Origin of the sequence: Novosphingobium aquimarinum (assembly GCF_009746585.1) — a bacterium.
GTDB classification, from domain to species: Bacteria; Pseudomonadota; Alphaproteobacteria; order Sphingomonadales; family Sphingomonadaceae; genus Novosphingobium; species Novosphingobium aquimarinum.
This window is the reverse complement of record NZ_WRPO01000019.1, coordinates 34,836-58,486: the sequence shown is the minus strand read 5'-3', so window position 1 is coordinate 58,486 and position 23,651 is coordinate 34,836. Positions and strand designations below refer to the sequence as shown.

General features: G+C 66.4%; 28 protein-coding genes. 10 read left to right on the top strand and 18 right to left on the bottom strand.

All coding sequences use genetic code 11. The annotated features are described in order from the left end of the window. Positions 1-2: 2 nt before the first annotated feature. Both GQO94_RS16195 and GQO94_RS16190 read right to left on the bottom strand, forming a co-directional pair. Complete coding sequence (locus tag GQO94_RS16195) at positions 3-407, bottom strand: flagellar hook-basal body complex protein FliE (protein WP_156842473.1); 405 nt, start codon at positions 405-407, stop codon at positions 3-5. Further along, positions 404-1,675 carry a sigma-54 interaction domain-containing protein gene (locus tag GQO94_RS16190; protein ID WP_156842472.1) on the bottom strand — a complete coding sequence of 424 codons (1,272 nt, stop codon included), beginning with the start codon at positions 1,673-1,675 and terminating at the stop codon, positions 404-406. Before GQO94_RS16190 ends, GQO94_RS16195 begins: the two co-directional genes overlap by 4 nt. A 261-nt stretch (positions 1,676-1,936) precedes the next feature. Here GQO94_RS16190 and GQO94_RS16185 point away from each other — a divergent pair, with 261 nt between their 5' ends. Further along, on the top strand, positions 1,937-2,761 hold the full coding sequence (locus GQO94_RS16185; protein WP_156842471.1) for a flagellin N-terminal helical domain-containing protein: 825 nt from the start codon (positions 1,937-1,939) through the stop codon (positions 2,759-2,761). Between the two features lie 266 nt (positions 2,762-3,027). Continuing rightward, the gene (locus GQO94_RS16180; RefSeq protein ID WP_156842470.1) at positions 3,028-3,864 is read left to right on the top strand and encodes a hypothetical protein; all 837 of its coding nucleotides are present in this window, start codon (positions 3,028-3,030) and stop codon (positions 3,862-3,864) included. A gap of 85 nt (positions 3,865-3,949) precedes the next feature. Here GQO94_RS16180 and GQO94_RS16175 read toward each other — a convergent pair whose 3' ends face one another. The 14 genes from GQO94_RS16175 to flgB form a co-directional block, all read right to left on the bottom strand. Then, positions 3,950-4,099 (bottom strand): hypothetical protein, encoded by a 150-nt coding sequence (locus GQO94_RS16175; protein WP_156842469.1) that lies wholly within the window; start codon positions 4,097-4,099, stop codon positions 3,950-3,952. A gap of 197 nt (positions 4,100-4,296) precedes the next feature. Then, positions 4,297-5,139 (bottom strand): flagellar motor protein MotB, encoded by an 843-nt coding sequence (locus GQO94_RS16170; protein WP_156842468.1) that lies wholly within the window; start codon positions 5,137-5,139, stop codon positions 4,297-4,299. 1 nt (position 5,140) lies between these two features. Next, positions 5,141-6,004 carry a flagellar motor stator protein MotA gene (motA, locus tag GQO94_RS16165; RefSeq protein WP_156842467.1) on the bottom strand — a complete coding sequence of 288 codons (864 nt, stop codon included), beginning with the start codon at positions 6,002-6,004 and terminating at the stop codon, positions 5,141-5,143. 41 nt (positions 6,005-6,045) lie between these two features. Further along, positions 6,046-6,969, bottom strand: a complete 924-nt coding sequence (locus GQO94_RS16160; RefSeq protein WP_156842466.1) for a flagellin N-terminal helical domain-containing protein — start codon at positions 6,967-6,969, stop codon at positions 6,046-6,048. 9 nt (positions 6,970-6,978) lie between these two features. Continuing rightward, on the bottom strand, positions 6,979-8,316 hold the full coding sequence (gene flgK, locus GQO94_RS16155; RefSeq protein WP_156842465.1) for a flagellar hook-associated protein FlgK: 1,338 nt from the start codon (positions 8,314-8,316) through the stop codon (positions 6,979-6,981). A 3-nt stretch (positions 8,317-8,319) separates the two neighbouring features. Continuing rightward, the gene (locus tag GQO94_RS16150; protein ID WP_156842464.1) at positions 8,320-8,631 is read right to left on the bottom strand and encodes a rod-binding protein; all 312 of its coding nucleotides are present in this window, start codon (positions 8,629-8,631) and stop codon (positions 8,320-8,322) included. Beyond that, the gene (locus GQO94_RS16145) at positions 8,628-9,737 is read right to left on the bottom strand and encodes a flagellar basal body P-ring protein FlgI (RefSeq protein WP_198046001.1); all 1,110 of its coding nucleotides are present in this window, start codon (positions 9,735-9,737) and stop codon (positions 8,628-8,630) included. Before GQO94_RS16145 ends, GQO94_RS16150 begins: the two co-directional genes overlap by 4 nt. A 55-nt stretch (positions 9,738-9,792) precedes the next feature. After that, positions 9,793-10,494 (bottom strand): flagellar basal body L-ring protein FlgH, encoded by a 702-nt coding sequence (locus tag GQO94_RS16140; protein WP_156842496.1) that lies wholly within the window; start codon positions 10,492-10,494, stop codon positions 9,793-9,795. After that, entirely contained in the window at positions 10,494-11,282 is a 789-nt protein-coding gene (gene flgG, locus GQO94_RS16135; protein WP_156842462.1) for a flagellar basal-body rod protein FlgG, read from the bottom strand. Before flgG ends, GQO94_RS16140 begins: the two co-directional genes overlap by 1 nt. Before the next feature lie 14 nt (positions 11,283-11,296). Further along, positions 11,297-12,040, bottom strand: coding sequence for a flagellar basal body rod protein FlgF (locus GQO94_RS16130; RefSeq protein ID WP_156842461.1), 744 nt, complete (start codon positions 12,038-12,040; stop codon positions 11,297-11,299). Between the two features lie 22 nt (positions 12,041-12,062). Continuing rightward, on the bottom strand, positions 12,063-12,869 hold the full coding sequence (locus GQO94_RS16125) for a flagellar hook-basal body complex protein (RefSeq protein WP_156842460.1): 807 nt from the start codon (positions 12,867-12,869) through the stop codon (positions 12,063-12,065). A gap of 3 nt (positions 12,870-12,872) precedes the next feature. After that, positions 12,873-13,241, bottom strand: a complete 369-nt coding sequence (locus GQO94_RS16120) for a flagellar hook capping FlgD N-terminal domain-containing protein (protein ID WP_156842459.1) — start codon at positions 13,239-13,241, stop codon at positions 12,873-12,875. After that, on the bottom strand, positions 13,238-13,645 hold the full coding sequence (gene flgC / locus GQO94_RS16115; protein WP_156842458.1) for a flagellar basal body rod protein FlgC: 408 nt from the start codon (positions 13,643-13,645) through the stop codon (positions 13,238-13,240). The genes GQO94_RS16120 and flgC overlap by 4 nt, the downstream gene beginning before the upstream one ends. A 2-nt stretch (positions 13,646-13,647) precedes the next feature. After that, on the bottom strand, positions 13,648-13,995 hold the full coding sequence (gene flgB / locus GQO94_RS16110) for a flagellar basal body rod protein FlgB (RefSeq protein ID WP_156842457.1): 348 nt from the start codon (positions 13,993-13,995) through the stop codon (positions 13,648-13,650). Between the two features lie 236 nt (positions 13,996-14,231). On the opposite strand from flgB, the gene GQO94_RS16105 reads away from it, so the two are divergent. From GQO94_RS16105 to GQO94_RS16070, 8 genes are all read left to right on the top strand, one after another. Then, positions 14,232-14,885, top strand: a complete 654-nt coding sequence (locus GQO94_RS16105; RefSeq protein WP_156842456.1) for a MotA/TolQ/ExbB proton channel family protein — start codon at positions 14,232-14,234, stop codon at positions 14,883-14,885. After that, positions 14,882-15,349 carry a hypothetical protein gene (locus GQO94_RS16100; RefSeq protein ID WP_156842455.1) on the top strand — a complete coding sequence of 156 codons (468 nt, stop codon included), beginning with the start codon at positions 14,882-14,884 and terminating at the stop codon, positions 15,347-15,349. The genes GQO94_RS16105 and GQO94_RS16100 overlap by 4 nt, the downstream gene beginning before the upstream one ends. Continuing rightward, positions 15,346-15,828, top strand: coding sequence for a flagella basal body P-ring formation protein FlgA (locus GQO94_RS16095; protein WP_156842454.1), 483 nt, complete (start codon positions 15,346-15,348; stop codon positions 15,826-15,828). The genes GQO94_RS16100 and GQO94_RS16095 overlap by 4 nt, the downstream gene beginning before the upstream one ends. A gap of 101 nt (positions 15,829-15,929) precedes the next feature. Further along, a complete protein-coding gene (gene flgM, locus GQO94_RS16090) occupies positions 15,930-16,247 on the top strand; it encodes a flagellar biosynthesis anti-sigma factor FlgM (protein WP_198045997.1) in 318 nt (105 codons plus the stop codon). After that, complete coding sequence (locus tag GQO94_RS16085; protein ID WP_232332970.1) at positions 16,244-16,576, top strand: flagellar protein FlgN; 333 nt, start codon at positions 16,244-16,246, stop codon at positions 16,574-16,576. Before flgM ends, GQO94_RS16085 begins: the two co-directional genes overlap by 4 nt. Before the next feature lie 125 nt (positions 16,577-16,701). After that, the gene (locus tag GQO94_RS16080; protein ID WP_232332969.1) at positions 16,702-17,601 is read left to right on the top strand and encodes a transglycosylase SLT domain-containing protein; all 900 of its coding nucleotides are present in this window, start codon (positions 16,702-16,704) and stop codon (positions 17,599-17,601) included. 71 nt (positions 17,602-17,672) lie between these two features. Continuing rightward, positions 17,673-19,727 carry a flagellar biosynthesis protein FlhA gene (locus GQO94_RS16075; RefSeq protein ID WP_408636643.1) on the top strand — a complete coding sequence of 685 codons (2,055 nt, stop codon included), beginning with the start codon at positions 17,673-17,675 and terminating at the stop codon, positions 19,725-19,727. Continuing rightward, the gene (locus GQO94_RS16070) at positions 19,724-20,467 is read left to right on the top strand and encodes a sigma-70 family RNA polymerase sigma factor (RefSeq protein WP_156842452.1); all 744 of its coding nucleotides are present in this window, start codon (positions 19,724-19,726) and stop codon (positions 20,465-20,467) included. Before GQO94_RS16075 ends, GQO94_RS16070 begins: the two co-directional genes overlap by 4 nt. 39 nt (positions 20,468-20,506) lie before the next feature. Here the strand turns inward: GQO94_RS16070 and GQO94_RS16065 are convergent, their stop codons facing one another. Together GQO94_RS16065 and GQO94_RS16060 are read right to left on the bottom strand one after the other, a co-directional pair. Next, positions 20,507-21,457: a hypothetical protein gene (locus tag GQO94_RS16065; RefSeq protein ID WP_156842451.1), complete on the bottom strand. Its 951-nt coding sequence runs from the start codon at positions 21,455-21,457 to the stop codon at positions 20,507-20,509. 68 nt (positions 21,458-21,525) lie between these two features. Continuing rightward, a complete protein-coding gene (locus GQO94_RS16060) occupies positions 21,526-23,625 on the bottom strand; it encodes a protein-disulfide reductase DsbD family protein (RefSeq protein ID WP_156842450.1) in 2,100 nt (699 codons plus the stop codon). Between the last annotated feature and the right edge of the window lie 26 nt (positions 23,626-23,651).

Below are 23,651 nucleotides of genomic sequence, written 5' to 3'. Positions count from 1 at the left end.
AATCAGACCCCCATCCTCATGATGTCCTGATAGGCATTGAGCAGCTTGTTGCGCACTTGCAGGGTGGCTTCGAACGCAACGCCGGCTTCCTGCCGCGCGAGCATGACCTTGGCGACGTCGGTCACTTCACCCTTCTGATAGGCATCGCCGATCGCCTCGGCCTTGGCCTGAACCGCGTTCACGCCCTGCAGCGCGCCGTCGAGCGTCGCGGCAAAGCCTTGCGCCGCTCCCTGGACGCCGCCGATACCGCCGGCTGCGCCCGCAGCGCCCGCGCCACCAGCCTGTTCGGTTCCCTTGGAACCGTGCAGCTGCTGCAGCGTGTCGTTGCGGGCAATCATCTGCTGGCGAAGGGCGATGATCTGCTGGATCCCGCCCGCGCCCCCGCCGATCCCGCCAATGCCACTCATCGACGGCCTCCGGCGACCTTACGGCCGATCTCGATCCCGGCTTCGCGGAACGAAGCGAGGCGATAGCGCAAGGTGCGCTCGGAGATGCCGAGCTCCCGTGCCGCCGCGACGCGATTGCCGCCGCAAGCCTCGAGCGTTTCCATGATCGCACGCGCTTCCGAAAGCTGCACGACGCTCGACAGCTTGCGAGCCCCCGTGAGGACCTCGGGCTGCGTTTCCACGTCTTCGCCGATCAGACGCGCCGGGCTGTCGAAGACGATGTGCTCGGGCGTGATCGTGGTCTGGCCGTGAGCCAGCAGCAGCGCGCGGCGCACGACGTTCTCCAGCTCGCGCACGTTGCCCGGCCACTGGTGCATCTTCAGCATCGCGAGCGAGGCCTCGGAAAAGCAGGGTGCGCGGCCGGTCTCGGGCGAATGGCGCAGCGCCAGCGCGAAAGCGAGCGGCGCGATGTCGTCGGCCCGTTCGCGCAGGCTGCGCAAGCTGAGCGGAAAGACATTGAGACGATAGAAGAGGTCGGCGCGGAAGCGGCCCTCAGCCACTTCGAGCGGCAAGTCGCGGTTGGCGCAGGCGATGATGCGCACGTCGACCTTGATCGCCTGGGTCGCGCCGATCGGCACGACTTCGCGTTCCTGCAGCGCGCGCAGCAACTTGGCCTGCAGCTGCAGCGGCATTTCCGCGATTTCGTCGAGCAGAAGCGTTCCGCCGTCGGCAGCGCGCATGAAGCCTTCGCTTTCCGACGTCGCGCCGGTGAAGGCGCCCTTGCGGTGGCCGAACAGCATCGCTTCGAGCATGGCTTCGGGCATCGCCGCGCAATTGACGGCGATGAACGGGCCGTCGCGACGATCGCTGCGATCGTGAATGAAGCGGCTGAGGACTTCCTTACCGGTGCCGGTGGGTCCGTTGATCAGAACGGGGATGTCGCTTGCGGCCAAACGCTGGGCAAGTGCGAAGACGGAAAGGCTTTCGGGGTCGGCCGCAATGGGGTTGGTGCTTCCGGCCATGGCCGCGATCGCCATGGCGAGCGACTTCTCGCTGACCGGATCGCGATACGTGAGGCAAATACGATCCTTGCCGTCTCGCACGATGGCGTCGACGTCGCCGCGGGAAAGCGAGACTGCGCGGGACCGGGCACGCGGCGCGCGTTCATCAGCAATTTCGCGCAGATCGATCGCCGAGCAATCGAACAACGAGTTGGCAATCGGAGCAACCCGCTGCGCTAGCGTACCATGAAGACGCCCCACCAGCGCATCGACGGAAAATTCTGACATCGTCTTCTGACCCCCGAGGAATTAACGTTCCTTGTGAGGCCTGTTTTCGCGCGTAACGTCCAAATCTTCGGAAATTTAAGACCTAGTAGTTGCGCGTAGTTTTGCGATTTCCCGAGCGGCGACCGGCAAGCGTTCCGGCAGGATTTTGCCGGTCGAGGGTTAAACTTTGCCGGTTTGGGTCGCTCTAGGGTCTGGCAGCAGCGCCGGATAGCCCGGCAACGCTAGCTCGGATTATCGGGACACCTACGGGAGTAAATTTACATGGCTGTCATCAACACCAACATCAGCGCCATCAAGGCAACCAATGCCTCGACTGCCGCGAACAAGATGCTCGGCACGGCAATGGAGCGCCTGTCGACCGGCAAGCGCATCAACAGCGCGAAGGACGACGCCGCCGGCCTCGCCATCTCCACCTCCATGACCGCGCAGGTCAAGGGCATGAGCCAGGGCATTCGCAACGCCAACGACGGCATCAGCCTCGCTCAGACGGCGGAAGGCGCGCTGTCGGAAGTTTCGAACATGATGCAGCGTGTCCGCGAGCTGGCCGTGCAGTCGGCTTCGGGCACCTACCAAGCGTCTGACCGCACCGCGATGCAGTCGGAAGTCACCGCGCTCACCAGCCAGATCTCGGACGTGCTGACGCAGACGAAGTTCAACGGTAACGCCTTGTTTTCAACGACTGCGGGCACGGACGTCACCATCGACATCCAGACCGGCGCGAACTCGGGTGAGACCGTCACGCTGACCTCGACCGCGATCGACGGCACGAACATCTCGGCCACCGCGCTCGACGTGACCGACACGGCCAAGGCCGGCACGACGATCGACAACGTCGACCTCGCGCTCGCCGACGTCAATGCGACCCGCGCCTCGCTCGGTGCCGGCCAGAACCGTCTGGAATCGGCGGTCAACAACCTGACCAGCAACGTCACCAACCTCTCCGACGCGCGTTCGCGGATCGAAGACGCCGACTACTCGTCGGAAACGACCGCGATGGCCAAGTCGCAGATCCTCTCGCAGGCTTCGACCGCGATGATCGCGCAGGCCAACCAGAGCCAGCAGAACGTCCTCTCGCTGCTGCGCTAATCGGCTCACGATTGACCCCGCCTGACACCAGCAGGCGCTTCAGGGCCCGGCGGCATTTCCCCAGCCGCCGGGCCTTTCTGCGCGTCAATCGCAGGGAAGCTCGCCCCCCGGAAATACCCTTAGGTCGCTTGGAACGATGTTAACGATAAAAAGGGGGCCGCGACGACAATGGTTTTCGACGCGTTAACCAGATGCCGTAACCCAATTCCTACCAGAACAGGACAGAGTGCATCATCATGGGCACTGCCGATCATCGAACCTGCGCGTTGGCCGAGGATCAAAATCCGGCCTGGATGCTTCCCGATCCGGTGGAAGATTGCGAGGACGAAACCGAGGCCCTGGCAGGGCTCGCGCAGTGCAACAGCCTGCTGACCATGAGCGGCACCAAACCGAAGAAGAAGAAGCGCCCCGTGCTGCTGCTCGACCCCGAGGAAGTGGCCAAGGCGCACAGCCAGATGGCGCTGACCGCAGCGCAGGATTTTGCGGACCCCGAAGGTGCCGCCGCCCGCCGGCCGGCACAGGGACTCGGCACCGCAGACGACCTTGGCGATACGGACCAGTCGACTGTTCACAGTGAAAGCGCGCGCGAAGGGGCTGCCCCTCGTCCGGCCCCGCTGACCGCCTTGCCAGACGCATCCGACCGGATTGTCGAGAGCAACGCCGCAGAGCCGATCACGGAGCCAAAACGCCACGCCGCGCCGCCGAGCCGCACCGACACCGGCGAGGATCGCCTCCGCCGCTCGAATCACCCTGCCTCGGTATCGACGACGCCCGAGACCCCGCCCCCGACGCGCCAGCGCGAGCCGTCATCCTTCGCGCCAGCACCGCTTCTGCGCGGCGACAAAGCCGAACCGCAACCGGTCCCCGGCAGCCGCTCGCGCAACTTCGTCGAAGTGCCGTTCGAAGACGAGAAAGCGGCCACGGCCAAAGCGACGGCTGCCCCGCTCGCTCGCAAAGCCGCACCTCCGCCTCCGCCCGAACCGAACAGCTTGCGCCGCAATCTTCGGCCGCAACCGGTCCGAAACGAGCCGGAAGGATCTTCGTTTGCCGCATTGCTGGCGAGGCTTCGCGCCGCGATCCAGCGGATGACCTGGCGCCGCTGAGCGGCTCGGTCGGAGGCGGCCGCGCTTCGCGATCGCCTCCGGATCAAGGCTCAGCCAGCGTCGGGTGTCAGCGCCACCGCGCGAATCACCGTTCACCGCCGCCCCGAACGCAAACGTCGGCGCAGGGCGCCACGAATGCGATCAGCGCGCCGTTTCGCGAACGTCCAAGCGCAGTGACCTTGTCGCCTTTGATCTGGATCGCACCGGTCTGGTTGAGGACCGTGACATCGCTCACGCCCACCATGATCGCATCGTATTACGCCGCGATTGGCATCATCCTGCTATGATCGAATTATGGGCAGCACCGTCGCGCGGCGCGGCTGACTAAGCCGTCGCGGTCGAGGCGGCTGCTCGAGCAGCCCTCATCGACTAATCGTGAGGCGCAGCTGCGCTGGCAGCCGCAAAGAGCCGAACCCTCGCTGCCAGCGTCTATCAGTCGAGCAAGGTGATCGAGATCCGGCGGTTTCTGGGATCCGCGGGATCTGCCGGGATCAGCAGCTCACGATCGGCAACGCCCTCGATGCGACGGAAGCGGCTCTCGCCGATGCCATGCGCCAAGAGCGCTTGGCGAGTCGCTTCGGCGCGCCCGGCCGACAGGGACCAATTGTTTGCCGACTGTCCGGGACGATACTTCAACGCGTCCGTATGGCCCCTGATCGTCAGCTTCGCACTATCCGGCCCGACGGCCTCGCTGATCGCGGTGAGCAATTGCGCCGCATCCGGCGTCAGCACGGTCGTGCCGAGACGGAACATCGAGAAGTTGGCATCGTCGACGAGGTCGATCCGCACCCCTTCGGTAGTGTCGACAAGGCGCACCTGGCTGGCGAGCTTGCGCAGCTGTTCGCTGGACTTGAGCTTCTCCACGATCGCCTGCTTGGCGCGAGCGGTGCGCTTGATCTTGGTGCCGCCCTCCTTGGGACCGCCGGTCGCATCGCGCGGGATCGTCATCGACTTGGTGCCGGTCTGACCCGCGGCGTGCGGGTAATTGTCGGCGTCGGTCAGCGAGGACCCGCCGAGCAGGCCCGCCGCCGAGCCCGCGCTCGCCTCGCGGTTCTTGACCAGCGTGGGGGTGAAATAGTCGGCCAGGCCCTTGCGCTGCTTCTCGGTGGTCGCACCGAGCAGCCAGAGCATCAGGAAGAAGGCCATCATCGCGGTCACGAAATCGGCGTAGGCGACCTTCCATGCACCGCCATGATGGCCGCCCTCGACGACCGTGATCTTCTTGACGATGATCGGGCGTGGCGGCGGCTCGTTCTTGCCGCGCTTGGCCGCCATCTCAGCGGCCCCGCATCGCGTCGAGCAGTTCGGACAGGCCAGGCCGGAAGGCGTGGCCGAGGCCCGAGCGGGCGCTTTCGACGACCAGCGGCTGCGGCCAGCCATGAAGGCTCGCGATCACGACCTGCTTCACCGCCTGGAAGATCTGTTCGTCCTGCTCGTTGACCTGCTTGAGGCGGCCGGCCATCGGCGCGACGATGCCGTAAGCGAGCAGCACGCCCAGGAAGGTGCCGACCAGCGCCGAACCGATCATGCCGCCCAGCACGCTCGGCGGCTTGTCGATCGAGCCCATGGTCTTCACGATGCCGAGCACGGCGGCAACGATGCCCAGCGCCGGCAGCGAATCGGCCAGGTTCTGCATCGCGTGCTGCGGCTCGTGCAGTTCGTGGAAATGGGTCTTCATCGCGTTGTCCATCACGTCCTCGACGGCGTGAACCTCGAGCGTGCCCGACGACACGACGATCAACGTCAGCGTGTCGCAGATCAGATGGACCAGTGCATCGTTGGCAAGCAGGCGCGGAAATTCGGCGAACAGCGAGGACGACTTGGGATCGTTGACATGGGCTTCCAGGGCCACCGGTCCCTCGGCCCGCAGCAGTTTCATCAACCGCGTGACGAGAATGATCGCGTCGATATGGTCCTGCTTGTTGTGCTTGGGCCCCTTGAAGACGCGCGCGAACCCGGCGCCCAGCGCCTTCAACTCGTGCATGGAATTGCCGGTCACGATGGCGCCGATCGCGGCACCGCCGATGATCAGCATCTCGTGTGGGAGAGCGTGCATCACCGGGCCGAGCGCGCCGCCCGCGATGACGAACCCGCCAAAAACCATGACGAGAAGGATGACGATGCCGACGGCCGCGAACATGACCCGAAACTACCCCCTTAAAAGACGCCCGTGGGCGCGTATCAGCGCAGCTGATTGAACAGACTGAGATTCGAAAGTTTGCTGAAGCTGGCCTGGCTCGCCTCGAGGACGACCATGGCCTGCTGCAGCCGCGTAACCGCCTCGCCGATCTCGACCGAGCCGACATCGACTTCTTCCTGCGAACGCATTTCCGACAAGTTCACGCGGCGATCGTCGACCACGTCAATCCAGGCGAGACGCGTGCCGATCACGGTTTGCCCGGTGGTGACCGCATCGAGGCCGTTGGCCAGCGTATCGAGCGCGGCCTTGGCGGCGCCGGAGGGATCCGCAGCAGCGCCTTTCAGCGCTTCGCCGAGAGTCTTCACCACCGTCATCAGATCGGTCGGATTGCCCGCGGCATCGTTGAAATTGAACACTTCGGGGCCGGTCAGCGATCGCGAAACGGACAGCCCCTCACCCAAAGGCAGATCGCCCGAGGTCGCAGTGCCGACATAGACCGCGTTGCCCGCGGCATCGCGCTGATAGGCCGCCCCGGTGCTTTCCCCGCCGAACAGGGCCTTGCCGGCCGAATCTCGGGCATTGGCCAGCGAGAAGAGGCTTTCGTTGATCGCCAGCAGTTCATCGCCGATCGCGTTGAGCTGTGCCTGCGAGAGCGTCGAGTTCGCAGCCTGCGTGGTCAGCTCCTGAGCGCGGATCAGCGCGGTCGAGATGTCGCTCAGCGTGCCGTCGGCCAGAGAGAGATCGCCGGTCGCCCGCTGCGCGTTGCGCGTATCGACTTTTGCAAGCGTGTCGGAGCGGGCCAGCGAGCGCAGCTGCGAGGCGGCGACCGGATCGTCCGATGAGCGCGCGAGACGCGCTCCGCTGCTGATCTGGGTCTGCACGCTCTCGGCTTGTCCGCGCAGGGTCTTCATGTCCTGGCGGGCGCGTTCGAAAAAGGCTCCGGTGCTCGTGGAAATGATCGGCATGCGTCAGTCTCACCTGATTCCCATGAGCGTATCGAACAGGTCCTGCGCGACCTGCATCACCCGCCCGTTGGCCTGAAATGCCTGCTGGAAGCGGACGAGATTGACCGCCTCCTGGTCCAGATCGACGCCGGATTGCGCCTCGAGTGCGACTCGCGCGGTGCTGGCGATGGAATCGAGCGCGTCCCGCGTGATCTTGCGACCCGACACCGCGCTCGAGACGTCGAACAGGAGACTGTCCATGGCCGTCGCCGGATTGGAAGTGTCGAGCGCCGTGCGCAAGGCGACGAGATTTCCCGGATCGCGGCTGTTCGCGCCCGCGCCTGCCGGCGCCGTCGCGATGCCGCGGCCGTTGGCAAGGGCGATGCCGATGTCCGCCGCGGTCGTCCCGGAAAAGATCGGCTGACCGGGATTGCCGTCGAGATCGACGCCATTGGCCTGCGTGGCGTTCACCACAGAGACGACCTCGGCGGCAATGGCATCGAGGTTGGTCTTGGTTTCGGCGAGCTTGGTCAGGACTTGCGCGTGGCCCGCGATCGAACCCGAGCTCAGCGCCACCGCGGAGCCGTCGACCGCGAAGGATACCGTGCCGTCCGCCGCCGTCGCCATCGACAGGCTGGCAGTGGCGCCGCCGACCACCAGCGCCGGACCGGTCGGATTGCCGATGGTGACGCTGGCCGTCTTGTCCGAATTGATAGTGGCGGAAATATCGACGTACTGGCTCATCTGCTCGAGCAGCGTATCGCGCTGGTCCAGCAGGCTGGACTGATCGTTCGAGGCATCGGAGGCGCGTGACAGACGCAAGTTCACGCGCGCCAGCTCGCCCGCGATGCGATTGACCTGATCGACGCCGTCCTGGGCTTCGAAGCGCAGGCCCTTGCCCGCGGTGTCGAGGCTGTTCGAGGCGATGTTCAGCGTGTTCGCCATCGTGCGCGCGCTTTCGAGCGTAGCCGCGCGAAGCGATCCGTCGGTCGGATCGGCGAGCAGCTGCTGCACCGAGCTCTCGAAAGCGACGATCGACTGATAGACCTGGGTCTGCTCGATCGCGGATTCGATGTTCTCGAGCCCCCGCACTTCGGCATTGGCCCGCGCGGAATCGGCACCGGTGCGGCGCACTTCGGACTGGCGGAATGCATCGGCGTTCCGCACCACGCCGCTTACGCGCACGCCCGATAGGTTCAGGTCGCCGAGCGCGCTGAAGCGGCTGCCCGAAGAGACCTCCTGCATCGACACCGATCGCCGGACATATCCCGCCGAAGAGGCATTGGAGATGTTCTGCGCCGTCACGTCGAGAGCGGTGCGCGCCGCGCGCGCGCCGCTCTTGGCAATGGCGAGGAGGTCAGAAGCCATGGTCTATTCCTTCGCCGCGTCGGCCGCGCTTTCGGGCGGCAGGAAGCGGGCGAGCTGCGCTTCGATCACGGTGGCGAGACCCAGCACGCCGGTTTCGGACGCGACGTCGGCGAAGTGTTCGTCCTGCATCTGGCGGAACGTGTCCATCGCCTGGCCGCCGAACATGTCGGAGCCGAAGTCGGTCTTGCGCGCGGCGGCCAGCATCTGACGCACGAAGATCGCCTCGAACTGCTTGGCTACGCCGGCCAGCTGCTCGCGATCGCTTGGCTTGGGCGCGGTGCCCAGCGAGGAAATGGCGGATGCGACGCTCGTCATATCACCACCATCTCGGCCTTGAGCGCGCCGGCCTGCTTGAGCGCCTCGAGGATCGCCACGAGGTCGCTCGGCGTGACGCCCAGCATGTTGAGCGCATCGACGATCTTGGCAAGCGAGGCACCCGGCTGGAACAGCGCGACCGAACCGCCCGCCTCGTTCACGTTGATGTCGCTGTTCTGCTCGACCGCGGTCCGGCCCCGGCTGAACGGCGCAGGCTGCACGACGGTGGGATCCTCGTCGATCCGCACGGTCAGTTTGCCGTGGCTGATCGCGGCGGGCGAGAGCCGCACCGCAGCGTTGATCACGACCGTGCCGGTGCGCGAATTGACGATCACGCGCGCGGGCGTTTCAGCGGGCGAGATGTCGATCATCTCGATCGCCGCCATCAGGCTGCCGCGCGTGTCCGGATCGCCGGGCAGGCGCAGCGCGAGTGTGACGCCGTCCTCGATCACGGCGGTGCCGGGAAGCTGGCGGTTGATCGCGTCGCGCACCCGCGATGCGGTGAGAAAGTCGGCGTTGAACAGGTTCCAGCGCAGAATGTCGGCATCGGCAAAGCCGGTGTTGACGGCCCGCTCGACCGTGGCGCCATCGGCGATGCGGCCGACGGTCGGGATGTTGATGGTGACGTTCGAGCCGTCCTTGGCGGAAACGCCCAGGCCGCCGACGGCGAGGTTGCCCTGGGCCATCGCGTAGATCTGCCCATCGGCACCGATCAGCGGCGACAGGATCAGCGCGCCGCCGCGCAGCGACTTGGCCTTGCCGATCGTCGAGACGGTAACGTCGATGCGCTGACCGGGCTTGGCGAAGGCGGGCAGATCGGCAGTGATCATCACCGCGGCCGCGTTCTTGAGCCCCGGCTGCACGCCCGGCGGCAGCTGCAGGCCCATGCGGCCCGAAACGCCGCGCATCGCCTGCGTCAGATATTCGAGGTTGTCGTCGCCCGTGCCGGGCAGGCCGACGACGATGCCGTAACCGGTCAGCTGGTTCGAGCGCACGCCCTGAAACTGGCCCAGGTCGCGCACGCGCTCGGCCTGGGCCGGCGTGGCGCCGAAACATGCGACGACGAGCGCAACTCCGACGCTCAGTCCGGTTGCGGATCGACGCATGGCGCGAAGGCCGTTCTCGATGATGGCAGGAAGGCGGATCATGGCAGCGGTCCCGTCAGAACGGCGAAATCAGATTGAAGAAGCGGCCGAGCCAGCCCTGCTTGCTCGCGCGCTGAAGCGCACCTTTGCCCGAATACTCGACATGCGCATCGGCGACGCGCGAGGAGGCAATGGTGTTCTCCTGATCGATGTCGATCAGCCGGACGATGCCGGAAAACCGGACCCATTCGTCACCCTGGCTGAGCAGCATCTGCTTTTCTCCTCTGACGAGCGCCGTCCCGTTGGGACGAAGCTCGGCAATTGTGACGGCGAGCGTGGACCGGAGCGTACTCGTTTGGCCTGCGTTCCCTTGTCCCTTGAACGACGAACTGCTCGAGGCATTAAGGTTACCGCCGCTCAGGAAGTCGAAGATACCGGTGGTCGGCGGCGAGAGACTGATGCTGCCGTCCTTGCTGCTGTTCGACCCGACCGTCTTGGCAGCGGTGGTGTTCTCGATCAGCAGGATCGTGACCGGATCGCCGACGCGGCGGGCACGATTGCCTTCGTAGAGCCCGGCATACCCGGTCGAAGCCTGGAAGATCGAACCGTTCGCGGGCGGCGCCACGGGCGGCGGCGCGGGCAGCGTCGGCTCGTAGCCGGAAAGCTTGTCCTTGCGGCGCGCCTCGGCATCGTCGACGAGGACGGCACTGATCGCGGCTGCGGCGGCAAGCGCGCCGATCGCGCGCGCGAACGGACGGGGAAGCGTGGCGAACGACATCATAGGGTCTGGTTCGCGTTACGCAGCATTTCGTCGACGGCGCTGATCATCTTGGAATTGATCTCGTAAGCGCGCTGGGTCTCGATCATGTCGACCAGTTCCTCGACGATGTTGACGTTCGAACCTTCGAGCATGCCCTGGCGGATCGAGCCGCGCCCACCCTCGCCGGCGATGCCGACCTGCGCGGCGCCCGAAGCGCCGGTCTCGAGGAGGAAGTTGTCGCCGATGGCCTGGAGGCCGCCGGGATTGGCAAAGCTGGTGATCGTGATCTGCCCAAGCTCGTTCGCTTCGGTCTGCCCGGCGACGACCGCGGAGACGATCCCGTCATCGGAAATCGAGATCGCGGTGGCCCCCTCGGGAATCGTGATCGGCGGCTGCACGACGTAACCCTGCGTCGTCACCAGCTGGCCTTCTGCGGAGCGGGTAAAGTTGCCAGCGCGGGTATAGCCCTGCTGGCCGCCCGGAAGCGCGACCTGGAAGAAGCCGTCACCATCGAGCGCGAGATCGAGCGAATTGTTCGTCGTCTGCAACGTGCCCTGGGTGTTGATCCGCGTGGTCGACTGGACGCCGACGCCGGTGCCGAGGTTGAGCCCGGTCGCATAAGCGCTTTCCGCCGAGGACTGCTGCCCGGCGACGCGCGCGTCCTGATAGGCGAGCGTGGCGAAATTGGCACGATCGCGCTTGAAGCCGGTGGTGCCGACGTTCGAGAGGTTGTTGGCGATGACGCGCATCCGCTGGTCCTGGGCTTCCAGGCCGGTGCGGGCGACGTGCAGGGCTGAACTAGGCATGGCTTATTCTATCCTCAGGACTGGAGGCGCATCAGGCGCGACGAGCCTTCGTCGAGCTCGCGGGCGGTTTCGACCAGCTTGGTTCGCATGTCGAAGAGGCGCTGGGCCTCGATCATCTCGACAAGTACCTCGCTGGGGTTGACGTTGGACTGTTCGAGAGCGCCCGGAAGGACCCGAGCATCTTCGTTAACCGGAAGCACACCGTCCCCCGGGACGCGGAACACGCCCGCGAGATCCTTCTCGATTTTCGAACCGGTCGTGCTGACCAGCTTGAGCCGATCGATCCGGGCGGCAGGCTCGGCCGGGTTGGCGGGGTCAGAGACCATGACCCCGCCATCTTCGGCGATTGTTACGATGGCTCCCTGCGGCACGGTAACCGGTCCGTTCTCGCCGAGGACCGGCAGACCTTCTCCGTTCTCGATCAGGCCCGATACCGAGACGACGAGATCGCCGCGACGCGTATAGGCCTCGCCGCCGTCGAGCGATTGCACCGCCAGCATCGCATCGCCTTGCATGGCGATGTCGAGACTGCGGCCGGTCTGCGTCAGCGAGCCTTCCTTCATGAGCGCGCCCTTCACGTCGGCCTGGCTCATCGCGCGCACCTCGAGCTGCGGGCCGTCGAGCGTCATCGGCGTGGTTTGCAGCACCTCGGCGCGAAAGCCGATCGTCTGGGCATTGGCCATGTTGCTCGCGATCATGCGCTCGCGGGTCATCGAGGCGTTCATCCCCGATAGGGCGGTGTAGATCAGGCGGTCCATGTCGGGTGGCCTATGTCAGCGATTACGAACGAAGCTGGATGATGGTCTGCGAGATCTGCGTGGCGGTATCGATGGCCTTGGCGTTGGCCTGGAAATAGCGCTGCGCGGTGATCAGGTTGACCAGTTCCTCGGCGATGTCGACGTTCGACAGTTCGAGCGCGCCGGAAATCAGCCCACCGTAGGCGCCTTCGTTGGGATAGCCGAACGTCGGCGCGCCCGAGAGGCCGCTCACTTCCCAGTTCGACGAGCCCACTTGCTTGAGGCCGGTCGGCGAGAGGAACGTCGCAAGGCCGACCTGACCGATCTTGTCGGTGGTGCCGTCGGCGTACGTCGCGCTCACGACGCCGTCTTCGCCGACGACCACACCAGCGAATTCAAAGCCGGCGGCGTTGGTCGCGGGGATCTGCGCGTCGACCGGCGTCGCCGTCGCCGGATCGTCGCCGATGGCGAAGATCTGCAGGCGGTTGTTCGAACCGTCGGTGACGAAGCCTTGATCGTCGAGCGTGAAACTGCCGTTGCGGGTGAACAAGGCATCGCCGGTGGCACCGTTCTTCATCTGGAAGAAACCGTCGCCGCTGATCGCGAGATCGAGCGCGGAGCCAGTCTGCTCGATCGGGCCGATCGCGAAGTTCTGGGTGATCGATTGGACCGTCGAACCGATGCCCTGGATGTTCCGCGGGTTGGTGAAGGCCGAACCGGCGACGATGTCGGCGAACTCGGTGCGCGAACGCTTGAAACCGGTGGTTTCGGCGTTGGCGATGTTCTGCGAGATCACGTTAAGGTCGGTCTGGGCGTTCTTGAGGCCGCTGATCGAAGTGTAGAAGGACATGGCTTACTGCTCCTGGGTGGAAGTGTCGGTTGCGGACGCCGGGCTCTGCGCGGCAATGAGAGTGTCGAGACGGGCGGAGATGCCGTCGAGCGCGGCGAGCATTTCCTTGTTGTCGCCCAGCTTCGTGGCGATCTGCTTGAGCGTCTCGCCGCTTTCGGCATTGGCCGCGAGCGAGGAGAACTGCGCCATCTGCGCGAGCATCTGGGTCTGATCCATCGGGTTGAACGGATCCTGCTGCTGCATCTGCACGGTCATCAGGCGCAGGAAGTCGGTGCTGCCGAGCGCAGCCATCCCGGTCTTGGCTGCAGGCTTGGCGCCCGCGGCTGAGGCGCCGGCGGCTGCCGAGGAAGATGTCGCGGAAGTGACGGTCATTTGAGCCTCATCGTATCGAGCATGAGCTGCTTGGCGGTGGAAAGCGCCTCGACCAGGTTCTGGTACTGACGCGAGGATTCGAGCATTTCGATCATCTCGGAGTTCTCATCGACCGGCGTCTGCCAGACGTCGCCATTGGCATCGGCCAGCGGGTGGTCGGGATTGTGCGAGCGGATCGCCTTGGCGTCTTCGCGCACGACTTGCTGAACCGAAACGGTCGCCATGCCCGAAGCCTGATCGAGGTCTTCGGCGAAGACCGCACGGATCGGGCGGTAGGTTTCGGCCTCGCTGCCCGACACCGTGCCCGCGTTGGCGAGGTTGGACGCGGCGGCGTTCATTCGCACGAGTTGCGCGGACATGCCGCGCTGCGCGATGTCGAAGATCGTGTAGGGACTGCCGGCCACCGTCACTCTCCCTTGATCGCGCGCGTCAGCGTGTCGACGCGGCCGCGAATGAAATCGAGCGTGGCCGCGTAACCGACCGCGTTCTCGGAGAAGGCGAGCTGTTCGTTCTGCAGTTCGACGGTGTTGCCGTCGAGCGAGGGCATCACCGGCACGCGGTACAGCACCGAGCGCGCGGCGGCATCCTCGACCCCGGCACCGCTTTCGCTGGCGCGCAGGGCTGCGCTGAAATCGATGTCCTTCGCCTTGTATCCGGGGGTCGCGGCGTTGGCGATGTTCGACGCGAGCACGCCCATGCGCTGCGACCGCAGCTCCAGCGCTTTGCCGTGTATTCCGAATAGGCCGTCACTCATGATCCACCTTTTCCACTTGGTTTGGACGCGCCGGACAGAGGCGCAGTGGGTTCTCGCGGAACCATGAAGCAATTCACGTGCCAAATACGTAAGCAGGGGGTTCGGGCAGCGCGCGGCATGGCCGGGCGGCAAGCCTTTGCCGAAAACCGGCAAATGTCGTCCCCCTGCTGAAACGGCCGCGCGCATGCCGTTCTCCGATTCAGAATGCGCATCATTTCTCGGAGAAACTCGCGGCCATGAATCCCGCGCAACTTATCGACCCGGCCTCGGCCGCCATCGTGGTGGGCGGCACCCTCCTCGCGACGTTCCTGCGTTGCGGGGTTGGCGACGTGCGCGCCGCGCTAAGCGCCCTTGCCGCCCTGACCCGCAACAAGTTCGATGCGCGCCATGCCAAGGCCGAACTCGCGATCCAGGTCCGCGAGATCCAGCAGGACGGCCTGGTACGCGCCGCGCCCCATCATTTCGGCGACAGCGAATTCGACGATCTGACCGATGCGATCATCGAGACGCGCCGGATCGACGCGCTCCATGCTGCTCACGCGCGCCATCGCGCGCTACGCAGCGAAGCGAGCCAGCGCGCCGTCCAGGCGCTTGCGCAAGCCGCCGAGCTGGCGCCGGTCTTCGGCTTGGCAGGAACCCTGATCTCGCTCAGCCAGCTGCGCGTCGATGGCGCGATCCCCGATCTGACCGGTGCGATCGGCATGGCCGTGCTGACGACTCTCTATGGCTTGCTGCTCGGCAATCTGTTCTTCGCGCCGCTCGCCCGGGTGGTCGAGCGTGCCGCGCAAGCCGAAGAGCGCGAGCGGCAGCAGTTGGTCGACTGGCTCGAAGCCGAACTGATGGATGAAATCCCGGGCGCGCGCAATCCGGTCCGGCGGACCGCAGCATGATCGCGCGTGCGGGAACCGGCTGGCAGGCCATGCTCGCCGATCTCTCGCTGATCCTGTTCATGGTGACCGCCGCCGTGCTGGCGAAGCGTCCCGCAGCGCCGCCTGCCCTGCCCCCTTCCCCGACCAGCGACGTCGTTCAGGCCTCCGAGCGGTCGCACCCCCTCGCCATCTGGATCGCCGGCCCCGGCGCACCGCGGCTGGGTGACTGGCTGGCGGCGCAGTCGGCCGATCCGCGCCAGCTAGTGACCGTCACCGCGCAATATGCGCCAGGAGGTCAGGCCCAGGCGATCGCCGAAGCGTCGCGTCTCGTCGCGGAGGCCGGGGAAGCGGGCATATCCGCGCGGATCGTGATCGAGCCGGGGAACGGACCACTCCAAGCGGCATTGGCCTACGATGCTCCGCCGCAAGTGGCACATAGTTTGCTTAAGGTAAGGGCGAACGCTGACCTTAAGGAACGACCATGAGCCTCGCAGCCGCACTGGCCCTTGCCGCGACCACGCCCTTCGCCGATCTCAATGCCATCGATCGCGCGGTCGCGGACTTCACCGGCTCGCCGATGGGCACGGTGGGCGGTGCGACCGTTCCCGTCGACAAGCGGCTGCGGTTGCAGCCTTGCGTCAATCCGCTGTCCCTCTCGTGGCGCACCACACGGCGCGAAAGCGTAGTGGTACAGTGCCCGGATGCGGGCGGCTGGCGCTTGTTCGTGCCGGTTCAGCAGGACTCCCTCGGCCGCGCGGCGGCCCCCGCCGTCAATCGCGGCGATGCCATTGCCGTCGCAATTCGTGGTGACGGCTTCACGGTTTCTCAACCCGGAGAGGCCATGGAGAGCGGCGCGGTGGGGGAATGGATTCGCGTACGCCTCGCCTCTGCTCCTCGCGCGAGTGCCGATGCCATGCGCGCGCAGATCGTCCGCCCCGGACTCGTGGCGTTGCCGCTGCCCTGACGGCATTTGCCGTGCGCGCGGCACAAATTTGCCGTCTCGCCACTTAAAAACCTGCCGCAACCGTCGTTCTTCCCTGTGTAGAAGGACCAAGGAGCGGCAAGATGCCACCAATCGAAGTGGGACGGACGGAGGCGATCAGGGCGATCAGCACTGCTCTGTCTCGCGCCGAAAACGGTCAGGGCCTGGCCCGTGCGGCTGAGGTCGCGTCTCCGAAAAGCGCCGTCGCGGCAGCGACGGTCGATGCCAGGGCTACGGTCGAAGCCGGGGCCGCGCTCGATCCCGGCCAGCCCCCCGTCGACGTCGATCGGGTCGCCAAGATCCGCAAAGCCGTCGAAACCGGAACTTATCCCGTCGTCCCCGCCAAGATTGCCGATGCGATGATCGCCGCCGGCATGATGCTCAGGAGCCCCAAATCATGAGCCGCAAGGATCTGCGCGACGCGCTGCGGCAGATGGTTGCCGTTCTCGAAGCCGAACGGCAGGCGCTTGCCGGCCTCGACCTCGACGCCATCGTTGCCGCGACAACCAACAAGGACATGCTCTGCAACGTGCTAGGCGTCGCGGCCAACGACGATCTCGACGAAGAGTGCCTGGGCCTGATCGATGCAGCCCGACGCCTCAACGAAATCAATCGCCAGGTCCGCAACCTCGTTGCAGCCAACGTCAGCGCGCGTTTGAACTCGCTGACCGGCGGGCAGCAGCTCTATTCGGCGGGCCCGCGCATTGCCTCGATCGGCGTCCGCGCCTGAGAAGCGGGCGGCGGAACGGCATCGCGCCGCACGCCGCCTTTTCCCCTTTGAACGCGCCACCGGCACAAACTGGCACGCCCCTTGCTGAGGTAGCTCCCGACTAAACACCAAACGGGAGCCCCCGCGTGAGCGAGGCACAGGCAACAGGAACGATACCCTCGGGGGCAGTGAACGGCGGCGGCTCACCCGTCCGCGCCGCGATCGCGCATGCCTCCCGCAAGACCGGTGTCGATTTCAATTACCTGCTGGCACAGGCCAAGATCGAATCCAGCCTCAACCCTTCGGCCAATGCCCCCACCTCGAGTGCGGCGGGGCTTTATCAGTTCACCCGCGGAACCTGGCTTGAAACGCTCGAGCGCCACGGCGCCGATCACGGCCTCGGCTGGGCCGGCAATGCCATCCAGGGTGGCCGGATCACCAATCCCGCACTGGCGTCGCAGATCATGGCGCTGCGCTATGATCCCAATGCCTCCTCGCTGATGGCTGCCGAACTGGCCGGCGACAATCGCAGCGCGCTGCAGATGGTGCTGGGCCGCGAACCCGATTCCGCCGAACTCTACCTGGGCCATTTCCTCGGCGCGCAAGGCGCGACCAGCTTCCTGACCGCGCTTGCGGCCAATCCCGATCAGAGCGCGGCGGGGCTGATGCCCGCTGCCGCCCGCGCCAATCGCTCCATCTTTTATGCCGGCAACACCCCGCGCAGCCTTGCCGGAGTGATGTCGGTGATCCGCGGCAAGGTCGACGGCGCCATGGAAGGCGGCGATGCCGCGCAGTGGGCCAGCATCGGCGGCGATTACAACATGCCGAATTTCGCAGCGATGCAGGCGCGCGCGCAAACTCAGCAGGCTCCGGAATGGGGCGGGGAGATCGCGCGAGAATATCATGCAAGCCTGCCGGCGACCCCGCAAGTCCGGACGGCATCGATGGCCGACACGCTCGCGTCGTCGTTCGGCGGCGCCGCCAGCGAAGGCACCCCCGCCAACGTGCGCAATGCCTATAGCAAGCTGGCGAGGTTCGGGCTGTGAACTTGCTCTCGCGCATTCAGAGCCCTTCGTCGCTGGCGCTTCCCGCCGGCATTCTGGTGCTCATCTGCCTGATGATCGTGCCGGTCCCCGCGATCGTGCTCGACGTCTCGTTCGTGATGAACATCGCGCTGTCGGTCGCGGTGCTGATGGCGGCGATGAACGCACAGAAGCCGCTCGACTTTTCGTCCTTCCCTTCGGTGCTGCTGTTCGCGACTTTGCTGCGCCTGGCACTCAACGTCGCCTCGACGCGCGTCGTGCTGGTGCACGGTCACGAAGGCGAGGCGGCCGCGGGCAAGGTGATCGAGGCCTTCGGCGCCTTCCTCATCGGCGGCAACTTCGCCGTCGGCATCTTCGTCTTCCTGATCCTGATGATCATCAACATGGTCGTCGTCACCAAGGGCGCGGGCCGCGTGTCCGAAGTTTCGGCGCGTTTCACCCTCGACGCCCTGCCCGGCAAACAGATGGCGATCGACGCCGATCTTGCCGCCGGCCTCCTCACGGCCGACGAAGCCAAGGCCAGGCGCCGCGAAGTCGCGACCGAGGCCGATTTCTACGGTTCGATGGATGGTGCCAGCAAGTTCGTGAAGGGCGACGCGATCGCCGCATTGCTGATCCTGGGCGTCAACATCATCGCCGGCTTCTGCCTGGGCATGATCAGCCACTCGATGAGCGCGGGCGACGCGGCCGAGGCCTACGTCACGCTCGCCATCGGCGATGCGCTGGTCGCGCAGGTGCCGTCGTTGCTGCTCTCGATCGCGGCGGCCGCGATCGTTACCCGCGTTTCCGACAGCCGCGACCTTGCCGGACAGATCGGCGGACAATTCGCTGCGCCGGGCACCTGGTTGCCGGTGGCCTTCGTGCTCGCCGCCATCGGCTGCATCCCGGCCATGCCGCAGACGATCTTCCTACCCGCTGCCGGTCTTGCCGGTTGGCTCTGGAATACCTTGCGCAAGCGCGCCGCCAAGCCGATCGAAGTGATCGAGGAAGCACCGCCCGCGCCCGATCCCTCGCGGATCGCGCTGGCCGATGTTTCGGACCATACCCTCGTCACTATCGAGCTGGGCTACGGCCTAGTGCCGTTGGTCGACGAACGCCGCGGCGCGCCGCTCGTCACGCGCATCACCGGCGTGCGCAAGCAGCTCAGCCAGACCTTCGGCTTCGTCGTCCCGCAGTTCCGGGTGCGCGACGCGCTCGACCTGCCGCCCGGCGAATACCGCATCCTGCTTGGCGGCGTGGTGCTCGGCAACGCCAGCGTGCGCGCCGACAAGATCCTCGCGATCGACGCGGGCGAGGCGCGCTCGAACCATTCGCTGCGTGGCGAAGCGACGCGCGATCCCAGCTTCGGCTGCCCGGCATTGTGGATCGAACCCAGCGCGCGCGACCATGCCATTGCCGACGGCTTCCTGACCGTCGATGCCAGCACCGTCGTCGCCACACACCTCAACCAGTTGCTCGGCGAACGCCCGCAGGACCTGCTTGGCCCGGACGAAGTCAAGGCGCTGCTCGAAGGGGTCAAGGAAAACTCCGCTGGCCTGGTCGAAACCGTTCACCCGCAGCCGCTGTCGCTGGCCGCACTCACCCGCCTGCTGCGCGCGCTGCTCGAGGACGGTATCCCGATCGCGCACCCACTGCCGATCCTCGCCAGCCTCAGCCGCGCGGTCCAGCAGACGGTCGAGCACGAGCGCCTGGTCGAGCTGCTGCGCGCCGATCTCGGCTCGCTGATCGTCGGACGCGTCTGTCCGCCGCACGAGCGCCTGCCCGTCCTCACGCTCGATGCCGGGCTGGAAAACGCGATCGTGCAGGGCATGCACGATCCGGTGACAGGGCAGCCGGTGATCGAGCCGGACCTCGCGCGAATGATCGGCGAACGTGTTTCCGAACTGACCGAGGCCCGCGGCCAAGGCGCGATCCCGCTCGCGCTGGTGGTCCAGCCCCGGGCGCGCCGCGCGCTCGCGGCCCTGCTGCGTCTCCGGGTGCCGACGTGCCTCGTGCTGTCGATCGCCGAACTGCCCGCCTCCCAGCCGATCGAGGTCATCGACGTGATCGGCTCGGTCGTCCCCCAGAACTCCGCCCCGGGCTTGCCTGCCCCCGACATGGATGAATCAGCCGAAAGCATGGCCGCATGAAACATGATTCCGCCCAGTTCGCCCGCGCCCGCGCCATCACCGGGGCCTATCAAGGCGCCGTAGGGGATCGCGTCCAGCGCTTCCTGCCGATGGTCCGTCGGCTTGCCTGGCACATCAACGGTGGCGGCCGCCCCGGTATCGAGATCGAGGATCTGATGCAGGCCGGGCTCGTGGCACTGACCGAGTGCGCCCAGAAGCACGCTGGCCCCGGCGAGGACGGGTTTGCCGCCTATGCCAAGATGCGCGTGCGCGGGGCGATGGTGGACTTACTGCGTCGCCACGTGCCGATGTCGCGCGGGGCGGTCGAGAAGCGCCGCCATCTGCGCGAAGAGGAAACCCGGCTGCGTGGGCTGCTGGGCCGCGACCCGGAACCCGGCGAACTGGCCGCGGCGCTCGGCATCAGCGCGCCCGACCTCGCTTCGCTGCGCGATGCGGCCGAACCGCTGCGCTTCGATTCGATCGACGAGGTCTATTCCGATCACGACGCCGCCTTCGCGGCGGAAACGCCCGACAGTCTCGCCCTGCTCGTGAACGAAGAGACGCGCGGCGCCGTGGTGGCCGCGATCGCCGACTTGCCGGAGCGGCTGCAGATGGTGGTCCAGCTCTATTTCGTCGAGGAGCTGAACTTGTCCGAGATCGCACAAGTGCTCTCGGTGAGCATCCCGCGTGTCCATCAATTGAAGGCGCAAGCCCTCGCCAAGCTGCGAGAAGCGCTGGATGGCGTCGCCGATATCCTGTGAAGGCAAGCGGCACCGGCTGCCGGTGCCGCTTGCGAAGGCCTAGCCGCCGAGCGTGCTGTCCGCGGCAATCACGCCGTAGATCACTTCGCCCGTCGACTTCGACAATCTGAACGGCAGGATGATGCCGCTGGTCCCGACGAACGAACCGTAGATCGTCCCGGTATAGCCGTTGGTCCCGGTGAACGTGCCGGTCTTCAGCGAGGCACCGCTGACCTCGAGAGTCGCGGTCGCGCTGGTGATTTCGGCCGACGTCGTCCGCCCCGAAATATCGATGAAGGGGCCCTTGGCCTCGGGATCGGTCAGCGCCTTGAAGGACATCGTGACAGTGGCCTTCTTGTCGCCGGCGTTGAGCGCAACGGTTCCGGTGCTGACGAGGAACAAGCGCCGCACCGAGCCGTCGCTGACGAGCCCGTCGGCCAGTGCGGGATAGGTCTTCGTGCCGGTCGTCGGGATCCCGCTCGGCGAGAGCCCTGCTCCGAAGAAGCACACCGAATTGTTGTTGACGTACGTTCCCAGCGTCACGTCCTCTGCGGGAAACCGCGCCGTCTTGACGAACTGGAGCTGCGCGGGCTCCGCGCTGATCCAGGTCAGGGCTTCGGGAAAGGCGTCGGTCAGTTCGGCGGCGTCGAACGTCGGGCCCTCCGCATTGTTGATCCTGGTCGAGAACTTGTTCTCGGCCGCATACGTGAAGATACCCGAGTTGATCTGCGATCCGGTGATATCGGTCACGCCCGAAACCTGGCCTTGCGCGTTGCGCACCGGAGTCCCGCCGCAGTTGAGCAAAGCGGGAAGGCTCGCAAGGATCTGCAATCCGGCCAGATTCGCCTCCGAAGCCGGCGTCGTCGGCGTCGGAGTGGGAGTCGGCGTGGGCGTCGGACTGGAAGTGGGAGTCGGCGTCGGGGTGGGCGTCGGATCCGAATCGTCGTCGCCGCCGCATGACGTCAGGCACAATGCGCTCACGGCGAGGCCGGCCAGAAGTCGCTTTCTCATGTGGTTCTCTATCCTGGTTAGCTACCCCGTGGCTGCCTCATGCGTCCGAAGCGCCGGGGAATCAATCGTCAATCGGCGCGCCCGGCCAGCATGCCTGGGGAGAGCACTTGCGGCAGCTGTTCCGGTTCGCCGCCGCTCGCGGGATACCAGACGTAGAGCGGAACGCCGGCCGCACCCTGTGCCGTCAGGTATCGGGTTATCTCCGGATCGCGCCGCGTCCAGTCGCCGCGCAGCACCACGACGCCGGCCTTTTCGAACGCCGCGCGGGTCTCCTCCCGCTCGATGGCCACGCGCTCGTTGACCTTGCACGTCAGACACCAATCGGCAGTCATCCACACGAACACCGGCTTGCCCGCGGCGCGCGCCGCTTTCAGCGCCGATTCGCTGAAGGGTCGCGCTGCAAGCACGGTATCTTCCGTCTGCACGGCTGGCTCGTGGCTCGTCAGTGGCGTCAGGAACGCGGCGGCCAGCAGCGCGGCCGCCAGCCCTGCGATCGCGAAGCTGCCCGCGGCCCGCCCCGAGCGCTGGCTGCGCCCGATCTGCCCCAGTAGCCAGAGCGCAACGACCACGGCGACAAGAGTGGCTGCGAGGAAGGCGAGACCGCCCGTACGCCACGCCAGCCAGGCGAGCGCCAGCGCAGTCAGGCCCATCGGCAGTGCCATCCAGCGGCGAAAGCGCACCATCCACGGGCCCGGTCGTGGCAAGCGACCGCGCAAGGCGGGAATCAGCGCCACCGCGAGGAACGGCAACGCGATGCCCAGGCCCAACGCGGCGAACATCGCCATCGCCTCGGTGACGGGGAGCAACAGCGCCGCACCCATCGCGCCAGCCATGAACGGCCCGGTGCACGGCGTCGCGACGAACGCAGCAAGCAACCCGGTGGCAAACGCGCCTTGCTTGCTGCCATCCCCCGCGAACGCCGGCACGGCGAACTCGAAAAGACCCAGGAAATTGGCCGTGAGCGCGGCCGCCAGCACCAGCAGCACCGCGACCACGCCCGGCTCCTGCAACTGGAAAGCCCAGCCCACTTCCTGACCGGCGGCGCGCAAGGCCAGCATCAACCCGCCGAGCGCAAGGCACGCGATCACCACGCCAGCGGTATAGGCGAAGCCTTCGGCGCGCGCCTTGGCCGGGCTTTCGCCCGAGCGCGCGAGGCTCAATGCCTTGAGGCTCAGGATCGGGAAAACGCAAGGCATGACGTTGAGGATGAGGCCGCCCGCCAGCGCGGCCAGCAGCAGCCAGGGCAGCGCGGGAAGATCGCGTTGCGGCTCCTCGCCCGAGAGCGGCGCGCCGCCTTCGGGCACTGGCCCCGGCTTGGCGACGATGGCGATGCCATTGCCGGTCTCGTCCAGTCGCAGGACGGCGCGCAAGCCGTCGCTCGGGATTGCACGGGGCGAATCCGCGCGCGCAATCGTGATCACCAGCATGTCGCCCACCCGCGCATAGCGCTGAGGCGCGGCATATTCGGTGAGCTTGTCCTGCTCGAGGAACAGATGCGGCTGCGAAAGCGCGAGATCGGCCGGTAGCGGCACTCCGATGCGGATCGTGTCGCCATCGACCACGTAGTGCGCCTGCGCGTCGAGCGGGGCAGGCAGTTGGGCGAGCCAGGGCCCAGGATCGGGATTGGCGGCGCGTCCGGCCGCGAGCGCATCTTCCTGGCCGGCAGCGATCGTCAGCGGCGCGCTGAACGCCCCGCGTTCGGGCACGCAGATCGTGTCGGTGCAGGCCAGCCACTCGGCCTCGAGCGCCAGCGTCGTCGCGCCAGGCACGGCATCGGCTGCGACCTTGAGCGGAACGACCACGCCGTAGCGCCCTTCGTAGACGTGGTTCATCAGGCCCGAGATCAGCAGCGTTTCGGGCACCGGGTAACGCGGTTCGCCAGGCGAGAGTCCGGCCGGCGCGGTCCATTCCAGCCGCATGCCCACGCCGGCATCCCCCGGATTGGACCAATAGCCGTGCCAGCCGGTCTGCGGAGACATCACCAGCACGACTTGCGTTTCCTCGCCGGGCACGACGACATCGGGCGCGACCAGTTGCACGGCGATGTTGGTGCTGCCCTCGGGCGCCTCCTGTGCCTGCGCGGCCGGCAGGAAGACCGCGACCGCGCTCAGCAGAAGCAGTGCGTGCAATATCACTGCAACAAGCGGATTATAGCGGCGTGTACCCATCGACCTTTCCGTTGCAGCATGTCCAA